A 15,191-nucleotide genomic window follows, 5' to 3' on the forward strand; every position below is an offset into this window, starting at 1 on the left:
CAAGTCAAACGGCTTTTAACGTAAGCATATACTTACGCTTTGGGTGGCGCCGCGTCAGACCTCGATCGTCTGCAGCGCCGCGGCGATCCGGGCTGCCAACCGCTCCGCCACCTCCTCTTTGCTCATGTCGGGCCATTCTTCGACGCCGGAACGCGTGACGATGCGCACGGCATTGCGGTCGCCGCCCATCACGCCGGTGGTGTGGCTGACATCATTGGCAACGATCCAGTCGGCGCCTTTCTTGTCGAGCTTCTTGCGCGCATTGGCGAGCAGGTCCTGGGTTTCCGCCGCGAAGCCCACAACAAGACGCGGCCGCTGTTTGCTGTGCCCGACCCCGGCAAGAATATCGGGATTTTCCACCATCTGCAGGGCTGGCGCCGCCGCGCCCGGCTGCTTCTTGATCTTCTCGCCCGCCTCATTTGCCGTACGCCAGTCGGCGACCGCCGCAACCATGACCGCCGCATCGGCGGGCAGCAGCCGCTCCACGGCATCGCGCATGTCGCGGGCGGATTCCACATGGGTGACCGACACGCCCTCGGGGTCGGCAATGGTCACCGGCCCGGAGACCAGATGCACGGTTGCACCCAGCCGCGCCAGCGCAGCGGCGATGGCATGGCCCTGTTTGCCGGAAGAACGGTTGGCGATATAGCGCACGGGATCGATGGGCTCATGCGTCGGGCCGGAGGTCATGACAATGGTCTTGCCGGCAAGCGGTTTTGGTCTCGAATCCAGCAGCGTTTCAATTGCGGCGACGATCTCCAGCGGTTCGGCCATGCGCCCGGCACCCGCCTCGCCGCTTTCGGCCATCTCGCCGCTGTTCGGCCCGACAAAGCGGATGCCGTCATTGGCAAGGGTCGTGCGGTTGCGCCGGGTTGCCGGATGCGCCCACATTTTCGGATTCATGGCCGGGGCGATCAGCACGGGCTTGTCGGTGGCCAGCAGCACCGCCGAGGCGAGATCATTGGCCAGACCGCCCGCCATTTTTGCCATCAGATCCGCCGTTGCCGGGGCAACGACAATGAGATCCGCTTCGCGGGACAGGCGGATATGCCCGACATCGTGCTCGTCCTCACGGGAGAACAGGCCGGTGAAAACCTTGTCTGCGGCCAATGCACCGACGGACAGCGGCGTGACAAACTCCTCCGCTGCCTTGGTCAGCACCGGGCGCACATGCGCGCCGCGCTCGCGCAGGCGGCGGATGAGGTCGAGACATTTATAGGCGGCAATGCCGCCGCCGATGATGAGAAGAATATGCCGTCCGCCGAGCGATCCGGCTGCCAGTCCTGATGAGGGCGCCGGGACCTGGGTGATGGAAGGGCTGGCATGCAGATCCAGCGCTGCAAGGAGAAGGCGCACTTCCTCCTCCATCGACCGGCCATGGGCAGCGGCGCGCAGCCGCAGCTTTTCCTTGGTTGCGTCATCGAGATTGCGGATGGTGATGCTGGCCATATGATTGCACTCCGAGAACAAAGACTGCATAAAATGCAATCATTGCAATCATATTAGCGCAGAAAATCTCAAAAAAGAAGCTTATAAGTGATGGCGACCAGACAAACTGCAATCACCCCGAGAGCAATACGGCCAGAGCGTGTATGCCGCGCCTCCGCCTTGCCGATGGCCTTTGCCGTCTCGTCGTCGAAGCGGAAGCCCTGCTCCGCCATCCGGTCCATCTCCTTCGACAGGCGGTCAGCGCGCGCCACCAGTTCGGGCGCCTGACGGGCGAGGTGCAGCAGGGCACCCACACCCTCGCGCGCATCGCCAAGAATTCCCTGCGGGCCGAGATTGCGGCGGATCCAGTCGCCGACGACAGGTTCGGACGCTTTCCACATGTTGAAATGCGGATCGAGCGTGCGGGAGACGCCTTCCACCACCACCATGGTCTTTTGCAGCATGACCAGTTCCGGCCGGGTCTCCATGTCGAAAAGCTCGGTGACCTCGAACAACAGGGTCAGCAGCTTGGCCATGGAAATGGTTTCGGCGGGCTGGCCATGGATGGGCTCGCCAATGGCGCGGATGGCCTGGGCAAAACTCGCCACGTCATGGTGATGCGGCACATAGCCCGCCTCGAAATGCACCTCAGCGACACGGACATAGTCGCGCGTGATGAAGCCGTAGAGGATTTCGGCGAGGAAACGCCGCTCCTTCTTGCCGAGCCGCCCGGTGATGCCGAAATCCACGGCAACAATATGCCCGCGATCATCGACGAACATGTTGCCGGGGTGCATGTCGGCATGAAAGAACCCATCCCGCAATGTGTGACGCAGGAAGGACTGGATCAGTGTTTCGGCAAGGCCGACAAGATTGTGGCCAGCGGCGCGCAGGCCATCGATATCCGACATCTTGATGCCGTCGATCCATTCGAGCGTGAGCACATCGCGCCCGGTGCGCTCCCAGTCGACAGTCGGCACGCGGAACCCCGGATCGTCCTTGGTATTCTCGCCGATTTCCGAAAGCGCGGCGGCTTCCAGCCGCAGATCCATCTCGATGCGCGTCGTCTGCGCCAGAGTGCGCGTCACTTCGATCGGACGCAGGCGGCGCGTGGCAGGCACGTAGCGCTCCTGCCACTTTGCCACGAGGAAGAAGCTTTCCAGATCATTGTTGAAGCGCTGGCGCACACCCGGACGGACAACCTTGACGGCAACCTTGCGGTCCTCGCCGCCCGTCCTGACATAGGCTGGATGGACCTGGGCGATGGATGCCGCAGCAATGGGTTCGCCGAGATTGACATAGAGATCGCCGACGGGACGGCCGAGCGATCCCTCGATGGCCTTGACCGACGCTTCCATCGGGAAGAAATCCAGCTGATCCTGCAACAGCGCCAGATCGTCGGCCACTTCAGTGCCGACGACATCGGGCCGCGTTGCCAGGAACTGGCCCAGCTTGACATAGGATGGCCCGAGCTTGTTGATGGCGCGCGACATGCGCTCGGAGCGGCGGGCCGTGCGGGCGCGCCGCCTTGCCAGTAGCCCGGCGATGCGGTGGCCGAATGCGGGAAGGCCGCTCAGGCCTTCGGCGGGCAGTGCGGAAATAACGCCTTCGCGCGTCATGATCCATCCAGCCCGGATCAGGCGAAATGTTGCGGTAAACTTACTCATTCAGAACGTCACAATTTCCAGCCGGAATGCAGGGCAGCGATACCGCCGGTAAAGTTGCGCCAGCTCACCCGCTCGAAACCTGCCGTGCGGATCATCTCGGCGAAATCCGCCTGGCGGGGGAATTTGCGGATGGATTCCACCAGATACTGGTAGGAATCCGCATCCCCCGTGACCGCCTTGCCGATTTTCGGAATCGCATTGAATGACCAGGCGTCGTAAATCTTGTCGAGAACCGGCAATTCCACCTCGGAAAATTCCAGGCAGAGGAAGCGTCCGCCCGGCTTCAGCACGCGATAGGCTTCCGCCAGGGCGCGGTCGATATGCGGTACATTGCGGATGCCGAAGGCGATGGTATAGGCGTCGAAGCTGGCATTCTCGAATGGCAGTTCCTCGGCATTGGCTTCGACAAACTCGGTATTGTCGGCAAGGCCCTTTTTCGCCGCGCGGTCGCGGCCGACACCCAGCATCGAGCCGTTGATGTCGAGCACGGTGGCATGGGCATTGCGATTGGAGGCCTCGACGATGCGGAAGGCGATATCGCCCGTACCGCCGGCGACATCGAGTGTCTTCCAGTTCGACGTCTTGGACGGCGCAAGCCAGGCAATCATCGAATCTTTCCAGACGCGGTGCAGGCCGCCGGACATCAGATCGTTCATCACATCGTAGCGCTTGGCGACGCGATGAAACACGTCGTTGACGCGTGTCTGCTTTTCTCCGTCGCCGACATCCTGAAAACCGAAGGATGTTTCCATGCCGCCATGGGCACCGGTGCGTTGCTGGCTCATTGTGCTACCTGCTGATCTCTTTTGCGGGCGGAGCATAGAAGATTGAAACGCAGAAGGCTATTGTCTGTTGCGCGATGAAGCGACGCGCTGCACATTTTGTCGAATGGAGACCGCCCATGGTGTTGAAGGCCGAACTGCATTGCCACGTCGAAGGTGCCGCCTCTCCCGCCCTCGTTGCGCGAAAAGCCGCCAAGTATGGCGCCGATGTTTCCGCCTTTATCGTTGACGGCAGATTTGTCTGGCACGATTTCACCTCCTTCCTGCGCGCCTATGATCAGGCCTCGGCGCTGTTCCGCACGCAGGAGGATTATGCTGACCTGACCGAGGATTACCTGTTGGCGCTCAGCGCGCAGGACGCGATCTATTCGGAAGTGTTCATCTCCACCGACCATGCCATCAGCGCGGGACTTTCGCCGCGCGCCTACATAGAAGGGCTGGCGGAAGGCATGCGGCGCGCCAAGGCGGCCACCGGCATCGAATCACGCATGATCGCCACGGGCCTGCGCCACAAGGGGCCGGATGCGGTCATGGAAGCGGCACGATACATCGCCGAAAACCCGCATCCGCTGGTGACCGGGTTCGGCATGGCCGGTGATGAACGCATGCACCACCCCAGGGATTTTGCCCGGGCTTTCGATGTGGCCCGCGACGCCGGCCTCGGCATCACGGTGCATGCGGGCGAACTTTCCGGCTGGGAAAGCGTGGCCAATGCGCTCGACACGATCAGGCCGTCCCGCATCGGCCATGGGGTGCGCGCCATCGAGAATCCCGATCTGGTGCGGCGGCTGGCGGAAGAGCAAATCCTTCTGGAATGCTGCCCCGGCTCCAATATTTCGCTGCAGGTCTACGCCGATTTCCCGTCCCATCCTTTTCCGGCACTGGCCAGGGCCGGGGTGCCGGTCACGCTCAATTCCGACGACCCGCCCTATTTCCACACGGACCTTGCGCGGGAGTACGATATCGCCGCCGCGTTTTTCGGCTGTGACGACGGCGCCCTGGCAGAGATCACGCGGACAGCCCTCAAGGCAGCTTATGTGGATGAAACCACCCGAAACACCCTGATTGAGCGCCTCGACGCCGACAAAACTGTGCGTGCAGGGGATGCGGACTTTGCGGGATCGGTTGCGAGCAGCTAAGGTCGGGGAAAATTCGAGTAGGAGTTCTCCATGGGCGTTACGATCGTTTCCCATCCGCTTGTCCAGCACAAGCTCACCATCATGCGCGACAAGGATACATCCACGGCGGGATTCCGGCGGCTGCTCAAGGAAATATCGCTGCTGCTGTGCTACGAGGTCACGCGCGATCTCGAACTGACCACCATCCGCATCCAGACGCCGATGATGGAAATGGATGCGCCGGTGCTCGAAGGCAAGAAGCTGGTCTTCGCCTCGATCCTGCGCGCGGGCAATGGCCTGCTTGAAGGCATGCTCGATCTGGTACCCGCTGCGCGTGTGGCGCATATCGGCCTGTACCGCGACCACGACACGCTGCAGCCGGTGGAATATTACTTCAAGGCACCCGAAGATATCGTCAACCGGCTGATCATCGTTGTCGACCCGATGCTGGCGACCGCCAATTCGGCCATCGCGGCAATCCAGAAGCTGAAGGATCGCGGCGCAACCAATATCCGCTTCCTCTGCCTGCTTGCGGCACCGGAGGGCATCGAGCGCTTCACCAAGGCCCATCCGGATGTGCCGGTGTTCACGGCGGCCATCGACAGCCACCTGAATGAAAAAGGCTATATCATGCCGGGTCTCGGCGATGCCGGTGACCGGATGTACGGCACGAAATAGGGTTCATCCGCCGATGCGGCGCAGCACGGGATTGACCGTGCGCGGCTTGCGGCCGGAAAAGCCATAGGCGGCAAGAATGGCGCGGGCAGCCGCCTCGGCATCGCCCTGGCTGCGCGCATGCACAAGGGCAATCGGATCACCCGTTTCCATCAGCGCACCGACCGGCTGCAGCGCCGTGATGCCCACCGCGTGGTCAACCGGGTCCTGCGGGCGGATGCGCCCGCCGCCCAGCGTGACAACGGCGACACCAACCGCCCGTGTGTCCACCGACGCGACATAGCCTGCCTGCGGCGTTTTCACTTCCAGCGTCACCGGGGCAACCGGCAGATAATGGCGGGCGCGGGAGACGAAATCCGCAGGGCCGCCAAGCCCGGCCACCATGCGGCCAAAGACCTCCGCGGCCTTGCCGGAATTCAGGGCTTCCCGCGCCATATCGGCGGCGGCCTTGGGACTGGCAGCAAGTTTTGCCGAAACCAGCATTTCGGCAACCAAAGCCAGCGTCACCGCTTCAAGGCGGGCATCCCGGAGATCGCCAGTCAGGAAATCCACGGCATTCAGCACCTCCACGGCGTTGCCTGCGGCAAGCGCCAGCGGCTCGTTCATGTCGGTCAGCAAAGCGGTGGTGGCCAGCCCCGCGCCGCTTGCCACCGCGACAATGCTTTCGGCCAGGGCCACGGCATCGCGGCTGCGCGCCATGAATGCGCCATTGCCCGATTTCACATCGAGCACCAGCGCGTTGAGCCCGGCCGACAGTTTTTTCGACAAGATGGACGCGGTGATCAGCGGGATCGATTCGACCGTGGCTGTGACATCGCGGATCGAATAGAAGCGCTTGTCGGCCGGTGCGAGATTGGCGGTCTGGCCGATGATGGCGCAACCGACCTCATGCACGACCTTGCGGAACAGCGCATTGTCCGGCTGGCTGCGGTAGCCGGGGATCGAATCCATCTTGTCGAGCGTGCCGCCGGTATGGCCAAGGCCGCGCCCGGAAATCATCGGCACATAGGCCCCGCACGCGGCGGCAATGGGCGCCAGCATCAACGAGACATTGTCACCGACACCGCCGGTCGAATGCTTGTCGACAGCCGGGCCCGGCAGATCGGACCAATCGAGAATATCGCCGGAATCGCGCATGGCGAGCGTCAGGGCGACCGCTTCATCGCGCTTCATGCCGTTGAAGAACACCGCCATGGCAAAGGCGGCAACCTGCCCTTCGGTGATGGCGCCCGAGCTCATGGCATTGACGAAGGCGGTGATATCCGCCGCATCCAGCGCATGTCCATCGCGTTTGCGGCGGATGATTTCCTGCGGCAGCAGCATGATCTAGCCTATCTCCCGGACCAGCGCCCGGATGATTGTCTGCAGGCGCGCACCGCCCTTCGGCGCGACATCCTTGGTTTCCTCATGCGAGAGTTCCGCTCCCGTCATGCCTGCCCCGTAATTGGTGATGACCGAACAGGCGGCAACGCGCAGGCCGAAGAAGCGGGCGAGAATGACTTCGGGCACCGTCGACATGCCAACCGCATCGGCGCCGAGCGTGCGTGCCATGCGGATCTCCGCCGGTGTTTCGAACGAGGGGCCGGAGAACCACATATAGACGCCCATCGGCAGCTTCTCGCCCACCTCGGCGGCAGCAATGACAAAGGCGTCCTTGAGCTTTCTGTCATAGGCGGCTGTCATGCCGACAAAGCGCTGATCAGAGGCTTCGCCGATCAGGGGATTGAGCCCGGAATAGTTGATGTGATCATCAATCAGCATGACACTGCCCGGCGCAAGATCGTGGCGCACCGAGCCCGCCGCATTGGTCAGGATCAGCATTTCGATGCCAAGGTCGGCCAGCGCCGCCATGACCGGGCGCATGACCGCGGCATCGCCCTTTTCATAGTAATGGGCGCGGCCCGCCAGCATCAGCACCGGCTTGCCGGAGAGATAGCCGGCGACCACTTCCCCGGCATGGCCGGAGACGCCGCTGTGCGGAAAACCCGGCAGATCGGCATAGGGAATGCGGATGGCATTGTCGACCGCATCCACGAGGGAACCCAGACCCGACCCGAGGACAAGCGCAACGCGCGGCGCCAGACCCTGCAACTTGTGGATGAGCGCTCCGGTGGCAGGCGCAATCATGCGGCACTTCCTTTTCCCAGAACTTCCGCTTCAAAGCCGTAGGGGAAAATCTCTTTCATCGTCAGCGTTTCGACAATGCCATCATTGTCGCACAGGTGCAGGCGCGTTTCAGGACCGGCGAACTCCGCCAGCCGCTGGCGGCAGCCGCCGCAGGGCGTGCATTTCGCCTTCTTTTCTGCAACCACTAGAATATCCGTGATTGTGCCACCGCCACCCATGACGAAGTGCGACAGGGTGGTGGTTTCGGCGCACCATCCCTCCGGATAGGAAATGACTTCGATGTTGCAGCCGGCATAAATCCGCCCGTCACTGGTGCGCACGGCAGCGCCCACGGGGAACTGCGAATAGGGTGCATGGGCTTTCTGCATGGCGGCAAAGGCGGCATCGAACAGGTCTGTATTCATTCTATCGCTCTTTCACATAGGCCACACCACCCGCCTTGGGCGGAATTGCCTTGCCGATGAAACCGGCCAGCAGCACGATGGTGAGAATATAGGGCAAGGCCTGCATCAGTTGCACGGGAACCTCGCCGATGAGTGGCACGGGATGCCCCTGCATGCGGATGGCAATGGCATCGAGGAAACCGAACAGCAGGCAGGCAAACATGGCATGGACCGGCCGCCACTTGGCGAAGATCAGGGCGGCGAGCGCGATATAGCCCTTGCCCGCCGTCATGTCCTTGACGAAACCCGCCCCTTGCGCGGTTGCAAGATAGGCACCGGCGATGCCGCAGAGCAAGCCGCAGCAGATCACCGCGCGGTAGCGCAGCCACGGCACGGAAATACCTGCTGTGTCGACCGCCGCCGGGTTTTCGCCGACGGCGCGCAGGCGCAGGCCGAAGCGCGTCCGGTACAGCACCCACCAGGTGAACGGCACCAGCAGGAAGGCGAGATAGACCAGCACGGAATGGCCGGAAACCAGCTCGGAATAGATCGCGCCGATGACGGGGATGCCGCTCAGTGTTTCCACGCCCGGCAGATCGATCGGGTTGAAGCGCGCGGCGTTGGGCAGCGATGGTGTGCGCCCGCCCTGCTGGAACCAGGCCTGGCCGAGAATGACGGTGGTCCCGGCGGCAATGAAGTTGATGGCGACGCCCGAAACGATCTGGTTGCCGCGATGGGTGATGGAGGCAAAGCCATGCACCAGCCCCAGCGCAACGGACACCGCGATGGCCGCAAGAAGTCCGGCATAGGCCGAGCCGGAATAGGTGGCCGCGGCGCCCGCCGCAAAGGCCCCCGCCAGCATTTTGCCCTCCAGACCGATATCGAAGATACCCGCACGCTCGGAATAGAGCCCGGCAAGACAGGCCAGCAGCAGCGGCACGGAGAGGCGGATCGTCGAATCGAGAACCTGCAGGACGACGGTGAACATATCCATTATTGGCCTCCCTCGGCGGCGACGGCCGGTGTGGACTGGCGCTTCGTGCGGGCGAGCCGCTGCAGGACGCGCAACAGGGTCGGACGGAACATGTGCTCCAGTGCGCCGGCAAACAGGATCACCAGCCCCTGGATGATGACGATCATGTCGCGGGAAATATTGGGCATGTCGAAGGCGATTTCCGCGCCGCCCTGATAGAGCATGCCGAACAGGATGGCGGCGAGAACGATGCCCGCCGGGTGCGAGCGCCCCATCAGCGCCACGGCAATGCCGACGAAACCGGCACCGGCGACAAAATCAAGCTGCACGCGGTGCTGCGCCCCCATGATCGGGTTCAGTGCCATCATGCCGGCCAGCGCACCCGATATCATCATGGTGATGACGATGATCCTGACCTCGCCGATACCGGCGTAGCGGGCGGCCTTGGGGCTGTAGCCCATGGTGCGGATTTCATAGCCGAGCTTGGTGCGCCAGATGAGCACCCAGACAAGGAAGGCGGCAACCAGCGCCAGGAGGAAGCTGATGTTGAGCGGCGCGGAGCGCATGTTCAGCCCGATCAGGCTGAGCATCCAGCCGAGGCCCGGCAATTGCCCGCCATCGCCGAAGACACGGGTTTCCGGCGCCTGCGTGCCCGACGCCTTGAGATAGCCCACCAGCAGATAGACCATGATGCTGGCGGCAATGAAGTTGAACATGATCGTGGTGATGACCACGTGCGAACCGCGCTTGGCCTGCAGCCATGCCGGAATGAGCGCCCAGAGCGCACCGACCAGACCCGAGGCAATGATGGCCAGCGGAAAGGTGATCCACCAGGGCAGGATATTGCCGAGGCCAAGGCCGATCACCGCGACGCCGAGACCGCCAATATAGGCCTGCCCCTCACCGCCGATGTTGAACAGGCCGCAATGGAACGCCACGGCGACACACAGGCCGGTGAAAATGAAGTTCGTCGCATAATACAGCGTATAGCCGACACCATCGCCGGAGCCGAAGGCGCCCTTGACCATCAGGACGGCGGCGTCGATCGGGCTTTCGCCGACAAGCAGAACGACGAGGCCCGCAACAAAAAAGGCCACGATCAGATTGATCAGCGGCAGCAGGCCATAATCAGCCCAGGCAGGCAGTTTGGCAAAGGGCTGGCTCATGGCAGGGCCTCAATGATGGCGTCGGAGGTGGAGATTTTGGCATATTCGCCATCAAGAATGGACAGCGCCAGCGCGTGAACATCTTCCGCGCTCCAGCTCTTGCCGCGATGATCGGTGCGATCGATGCTGGCGACGGCATCTTCAGGCACAATCACCTCAAAGCCGAGATTGGCCGCCATGCGGACAGTGGCATCGACGGAGTTTTCAAGAAGCACGCCCGTCACCACAAGACTGTGCACCTGCAATTCGTCCAGCACGTCCATCAGGTCCGTGCCGATGAAGGCATTGTTGGTGCGCTTGTCGACCACGGGCTCGCCGATCTGCGGCGCCACCTCGGGCTTGAAATCATTGCCCGTGGTGCCGGGGCGGTAGGGCGATGCCGGATCGGTCGAATCGTGCTTGATATGGACGACCGGCAGACGGCGCTCCCGCCATGCGCCGAGCAGGCGGGCAATCTGCGCCTCGGCCTTCGGCTGGCCGCGTCGGCCCCATTTGGCATCGTCAATGGCATTCTGCACATCGATGACGAGAAGTGCCTGGGTGGTGGTCATTCCGCCGCCTCCTGATTTTCAACACCGGCCATCAGAAGACCCAGTTCGCCTTCGCTCGCATCCGCGTCGCGCTCACCGACGATCCGTCCGGCGAACATCACCAGAATGCGGTCGGACAGGGAGCGGATTTCATCCAGCTCAACCGAAACGAGGAGCACGGCCTTGCCGGCATCGCGCATCTCGATGATCCGCTTGTGGATGAATTCAATCGCGCCGACATCGACGCCGCGCGTTGGCTGACCGATGATCAGCACGCCCGGATCACGCTCGATTTCGCGGGCCAGAACGATCTTCTGCTGGTTGCCGCCGGAAAAATTCGCCGTCTTCAGCCGCGGATCGCTCGGGCGGATATCGTATTTCTCGATCTTCTTGCGCGCATCGGCCTTGATGGCGTCGATATCGAGGAATGGCCCGTTCAGATAGAGCGGATCGTCGTGGTAGCCGAGAATGGAATTCTCATATTCCTCGAAGGCCAGGACCAGCCCCATGTGATGCCGGTCTTCGGGCACGTGGGCAAGGCCGCGATCGCGCAATTCGCCCGGATCGGCCGCACCCGTGATATCGATGACCTGTCCGTCCAGGAGCACGCGGCCGGACACCGCCGTGCGAATGCCGGCGACCGTCTCGATCAGCTGCGACTGGCCATTGCCCGCCACCCCGGCAATGCCGACGATTTCGCCGGCACGGACGGTGAAGGATGCATTATCGACCATGACCACGCCGCGGCTGTCGCGCACCGTGAGATTTTCCACCGAGAGCTTGACCTCCCCCGGCTTGGCTTCGCCTTTCTGCACGCGCAGGAGCACACGGCGTCCGACCATCAGTTCAGCCAGTTCCTCGACCGTCGTCTCCGCTGTCTTGCGCGTTGCCACGACCGCGCCCTGGCGCATGACCGAAACATTGTCGGTGACAGCCATGATCTCGCGCAGTTTGTGGGTGATGAGGACGATGGTTTTGCCCTGCGCCTTGAGCTGCTCCAGAATACGGAACAGATGGTCGGCTTCGGCGGGTGTCAGAACGCCGGTGGGCTCGTCAAGCACGAGAATATCAGCGCCGCGATACAGGGCTTTGAGAATTTCAACGCGCTGCTGCAGACCGACCGGCAGTTCCTCGATCAGTGCATCGGGATCGACATCCAGCTGGTATTCCTGTTCCAGCCGCTTCAGCTCGGCGCGGGCCTTGGCAATGCCGCGCTTCAGCAGCGGCGCGCCCTCGACGCCAAGCATGACATTTTCAAGCACGGTGAAATTTTCAACCAGCATGAAATGCTGATGCACCATGCCGATGCCCAGCCCGATGGCGGCATTGGGATCGCTGATCCTGACCGGCGCGCCATTGATGCGGATTTCGCCATTATCGGCCTGATAAAACCCGTAGAGAATGGACATGAGCGTGGACTTGCCAGCGCCATTTTCCCCGATAATGCCGTGAATAGTGCCTTTTTCGACGCGCAAATGAATGTCACGGTTGGCGTGAACTGCACCAAACCGCTTATCAATTCCAACAAGTTCAATCGCCGGTTCTGCCATGTCCCCATCCGCTGTTGATCAGCTTTTTATCGTTCCGAACTTTTGACCCTAGAGCAAAGAAAAATCAAATGGAACCGGTTCCGTTCGGTCCCCGATTGCTCTTTCACCGGATTTTTTACTTTTTAGTCAAGAATTGCATGTTTCCCGCTCCAGCGCAGGCCTCGACAAGCCCGCCCCTGCTCTGGCAATCTCCCGGCATGACCGACATCATCGCTCCCTTTGCCTTTCACACCACCCCGCGCATCGTCTTTGCGGCGGGCGCCAGCGGCGATATCGCCGCGCACCTGCGCATAACCCCCAAGGACCGCCTGCTCATCGTCACGGATGCAACCATTCTGGCCCTCGGACTGGCGCAACCGGCCATTGCGAGCCTGCAGGCCGCCGGAGCCGATATCACGGTGTTCGGCGAGGTGGAAGCCGATCCGTCGCTCGATACACTGCTCAATGCGGTGGAAGCAGCCCGGGAGAACAGTGTGAACCATGTTCTCGGCTTTGGCGGCGGCTCTTCGCTGGATGTGGCCAAGCTTGCCGCCTTGCTTGCAGGCTCGCATGAAAATCTCGACGATGCCTGGGGGGTGGGAAATGCCAGGGGGCCGCGCCTGAAATTGACGCTCGTTCCCACCACCGCGGGAACCGGCTCCGAGGTGACCCCGGTCTCCATCATCACTGTCGGCAACAATGAAAAACGCGGCGTCTCGTCCCCGCTCATCCTGCCCGATGTGGCGCTGCTTGACCCGGATCTCACCCTCGGCCTTCCGCCGCACGTGACGGCGGCGACAGGCATCGACGCCATGGTGCATGCCATCGAGGCCTATGCCTCGAAGAACGCCAACAACAATCCGCTCTCCCGGGCGCTGGCTGTCGAGGCCTTGCGGCTGCTTGGGGCCAACATCGAAACGGCGGTTTTCCAGGGCCGGGACAAGGCGGCGCGTTCGGCCATGCTGCTCGGTTCCATGCTGGCCGGACAGGCCTTTGCCAACTCCCCCGTTGCCGCCGTCCATGCCCTTGCCTACCCCATCGGCGGAACCTTCCATGTGCCGCACGGCCTGTCCAATGCCTTGGTTTTGCCCCATGTGCTGCGGTACAACGCGGCCGATTCGATGAATGGAGCCGCAACACACTATGCTGCATTGGCGCCCCATGCATTCGCCGGTATCGATGTGTCGGGAGGCGTAGAGCTTGTCTGCGGCAGGTTTATCGACCGCCTGGCCGGCCTCTCGGCCAAGCTGGGGCTGCAGACGCGGCTGCGCGATGTCGGCATTGGCGAGGGCGACCTGCCTGTGATGGCAGCCGATGCCATGAAACAGGGGCGGCTTCTCGTCAACAACCCGCGGGATGTGACCGAGGCCGATGCCCTGGCGATCTACAGAACGGCCTGGTAACGGAGAGAGAAATGACCGCTGATACGGACCGTGTCACCAGCCTTGAAATCCTGGTGACGGAACAGGAAAAAACCATTGAAGAGCTTTCCGCCCAGATCGCCGAACAATGGACGGTGATTGAAGCCATGCGCCGCAAGCTTGATGCCTTGACCGACCGTTTCCTTGTTCTGGAAGAACAAACAACACCGGACATTCCGGTGACCAAACCGCCCCACTGGTAAGCTGATGATTACTGTCGAACCCCTGGAGAATCGCCCAGAACTGGTCCCGGTCTGCGCCCGCTGGAATTTTCACGAATGGGGACAGGAAGCCGGACGGACAATGCAGGAGACCGTGGACGCGTTCATGGCGTTCCTTGCCCCGGACAGCCGGCAAAAAGCATTCGTCGCCCTGCATGCCGGTATTCCGTCCGGCCTCGTGCTGCTGATCGACAATGATCTTGAGAGCCATGCGCATCTGGCACCCTGGCTCGCCAGCCTGTATGTCGCTCCGCCTTTCCGCAGCAAAGGCATCGGCAAGCAGTTGATTGCGGCAGCGGAAAATGCCGCCCGCAACCAGGGCCATCCGGAGCTTTATCTCTACACGGACAAGCCGGACTATTATCGTGCCGCAGGCTGGGAACACCACGAGGCGCTGGCCGGCGAGAACGCGGGAATGGCGATCCTCAATCGCGTCCTCTGATCAAATCCTGTGCGTCTTGAACGCCTCGACGATCAGCTTCATGCCCAGCGCCCCCATGACGGCCCCGGCGCCGCGGTCGATCCATGCCTTGAACCCGGCATAGGTCGCGCGGGCGCGCGCCGTCGAGAACATGGTGGCGACGAATGTGTACCAGCCCGTTTCAATGATGAAGACCATGGGCGGCAGCGCCAGCAGCAGCCAGAGCGGGGCATTGGCGGGCAGCAGCGCGGCAAAAAGACTGGCATAGACGATGGCCGTCTTGGGATTGCTCAGCTGGGTCATCAGTGCAAAGGAAAACGACCGGGCCAGCGACATGTGCCCGCCGGTTCCCGGCAGGGCCAGGGGTTCGGCCGCACTGTTCCAGATGCGGATGGCGACGTAGACCAGATAGGCGCCGCCGGCGACTTTCAGGATCAGGTAAAGCCACTCGACCTGCATCAGCAGGGCCGTCAGCCCCAGAACCGCAAGGCAGCTGAAGATCGTCCCGCCGATGCCCATGCCAAGGGCGGCCGCAAGCCCGTGCAGGCGCGGCGAGGTGATGGCAATGCGGGAAACCAGGACGAAGCTCGGACCGGGGCTCATCGCGCCCAGCAGCAGAACCCCTAGAATAGAGAAGAAAACGGCGATCGCAGACATGGGAAAATCTCCAGCGCGCGTCAGTGACGCGGAGTGGCATATTCTCATGTTTCATGGATAAAACAAGCAGCCCCGGCACCCAAGACAAAGCCG

16 protein-coding genes are annotated in these 15,191 nt (G+C 62.3%); 5 read left to right on the forward strand and 11 right to left on the reverse strand.

Going from position 1 to position 15,191, the window contains the following annotated elements; genetic code table 11:
• Positions 1-54 precede the first annotated feature (54 nt).
• The 3 genes from coaBC to ubiE all read right to left on the reverse strand — a co-directional run bounded on the left by coaBC (position 55) and on the right by ubiE (position 3,880).
• Positions 55-1,449, reverse strand: coding sequence for a bifunctional phosphopantothenoylcysteine decarboxylase/phosphopantothenate--cysteine ligase CoaBC (gene coaBC, locus C5750_RS10790; protein WP_245421082.1), 1,395 nt, complete (start codon positions 1,447-1,449; stop codon positions 55-57).
• 68 nt (positions 1,450-1,517) lie between these two features.
• Positions 1,518-3,095: a 2-polyprenylphenol 6-hydroxylase gene (ubiB, locus tag C5750_RS10795; RefSeq protein WP_105733925.1), complete on the reverse strand. Its 1,578-nt coding sequence runs from the start codon at positions 3,093-3,095 to the stop codon at positions 1,518-1,520.
• Between the two features lie 8 nt (positions 3,096-3,103).
• Positions 3,104-3,880, reverse strand: a complete 777-nt coding sequence (gene ubiE, locus C5750_RS10800) for a bifunctional demethylmenaquinone methyltransferase/2-methoxy-6-polyprenyl-1,4-benzoquinol methylase UbiE (RefSeq protein ID WP_105733926.1) — start codon at positions 3,878-3,880, stop codon at positions 3,104-3,106.
• Positions 3,881-3,996: 116 nt separating this feature from the next.
• Here ubiE and C5750_RS10805 point away from each other — a divergent pair, with 116 nt between their 5' ends.
• On the forward strand, positions 3,997-5,016 hold the full coding sequence (locus C5750_RS10805; RefSeq protein WP_105733927.1) for an adenosine deaminase: 1,020 nt from the start codon (positions 3,997-3,999) through the stop codon (positions 5,014-5,016).
• 30 nt (positions 5,017-5,046) lie between these two features.
• Complete coding sequence (upp, locus tag C5750_RS10810; RefSeq protein WP_105733928.1) at positions 5,047-5,673, forward strand: uracil phosphoribosyltransferase; 627 nt, start codon at positions 5,047-5,049, stop codon at positions 5,671-5,673.
• A gap of 3 nt (positions 5,674-5,676) precedes the next feature.
• Here the strand turns inward: upp and deoA are convergent, their stop codons facing one another.
• From deoA to C5750_RS10845, 7 genes are read right to left on the reverse strand one after another with little or no spacing between them, the layout of a single operon-like run.
• Positions 5,677-6,990, reverse strand: coding sequence for a thymidine phosphorylase (gene deoA / locus C5750_RS10815; RefSeq protein ID WP_105734581.1), 1,314 nt, complete (start codon positions 6,988-6,990; stop codon positions 5,677-5,679).
• 6 nt (positions 6,991-6,996) lie between these two features.
• On the reverse strand, positions 6,997-7,797 hold the full coding sequence (locus tag C5750_RS10820) for a purine-nucleoside phosphorylase (protein ID WP_105733929.1): 801 nt from the start codon (positions 7,795-7,797) through the stop codon (positions 6,997-6,999).
• Positions 7,794-8,201, reverse strand: a complete 408-nt coding sequence (locus C5750_RS10825) for a cytidine deaminase (RefSeq protein ID WP_105733930.1) — start codon at positions 8,199-8,201, stop codon at positions 7,794-7,796. The genes C5750_RS10820 and C5750_RS10825 overlap by 4 nt, the downstream gene beginning before the upstream one ends.
• A 1-nt stretch (position 8,202) precedes the next feature.
• The gene (locus C5750_RS10830; protein ID WP_105733931.1) at positions 8,203-9,174 is read right to left on the reverse strand and encodes an ABC transporter permease; all 972 of its coding nucleotides are present in this window, start codon (positions 9,172-9,174) and stop codon (positions 8,203-8,205) included.
• Positions 9,174-10,319, reverse strand: a complete 1,146-nt coding sequence (locus tag C5750_RS10835; RefSeq protein ID WP_105733932.1) for an ABC transporter permease — start codon at positions 10,317-10,319, stop codon at positions 9,174-9,176. The genes C5750_RS10830 and C5750_RS10835 overlap by 1 nt, the downstream gene beginning before the upstream one ends.
• Entirely contained in the window at positions 10,316-10,870 is a 555-nt protein-coding gene (locus C5750_RS10840) for a cysteine hydrolase family protein (RefSeq protein ID WP_105733933.1), read from the reverse strand. Before C5750_RS10840 ends, C5750_RS10835 begins: the two co-directional genes overlap by 4 nt.
• Positions 10,867-12,399: an ABC transporter ATP-binding protein gene (locus C5750_RS10845; protein WP_105733934.1), complete on the reverse strand. Its 1,533-nt coding sequence runs from the start codon at positions 12,397-12,399 to the stop codon at positions 10,867-10,869. Before C5750_RS10845 ends, C5750_RS10840 begins: the two co-directional genes overlap by 4 nt.
• A gap of 209 nt (positions 12,400-12,608) precedes the next feature.
• On the opposite strand from C5750_RS10845, the gene C5750_RS10850 reads away from it, so the two are divergent.
• Genes C5750_RS10850 through C5750_RS10860 form a run of 3 tightly spaced genes read left to right on the forward strand, consistent with a single transcriptional unit; the run spans position 12,609 to position 14,462 of the window.
• On the forward strand, positions 12,609-13,781 hold the full coding sequence (locus C5750_RS10850; RefSeq protein ID WP_105734582.1) for an iron-containing alcohol dehydrogenase: 1,173 nt from the start codon (positions 12,609-12,611) through the stop codon (positions 13,779-13,781).
• Between the two features lie 11 nt (positions 13,782-13,792).
• A complete protein-coding gene (locus tag C5750_RS10855) occupies positions 13,793-14,002 on the forward strand; it encodes a SlyX family protein (protein WP_105733935.1) in 210 nt (69 codons plus the stop codon).
• Between the two features lie 4 nt (positions 14,003-14,006).
• Complete coding sequence (locus C5750_RS10860; RefSeq protein WP_105733936.1) at positions 14,007-14,462, forward strand: GNAT family N-acetyltransferase; 456 nt, start codon at positions 14,007-14,009, stop codon at positions 14,460-14,462.
• On the opposite strand, the gene C5750_RS10865 is transcribed toward C5750_RS10860, so the two are convergent.
• Positions 14,463-15,098, reverse strand: coding sequence for a LysE family translocator (locus C5750_RS10865; RefSeq protein ID WP_105733937.1), 636 nt, complete (start codon positions 15,096-15,098; stop codon positions 14,463-14,465).
• Positions 15,099-15,191: the final 93 nt, after the last annotated feature.

It is taken from the genome of Phyllobacterium myrsinacearum, from assembly GCF_002980555.1.
Classification (GTDB): domain Bacteria; phylum Pseudomonadota; class Alphaproteobacteria; order Rhizobiales; family Rhizobiaceae; genus Phyllobacterium; species Phyllobacterium myrsinacearum.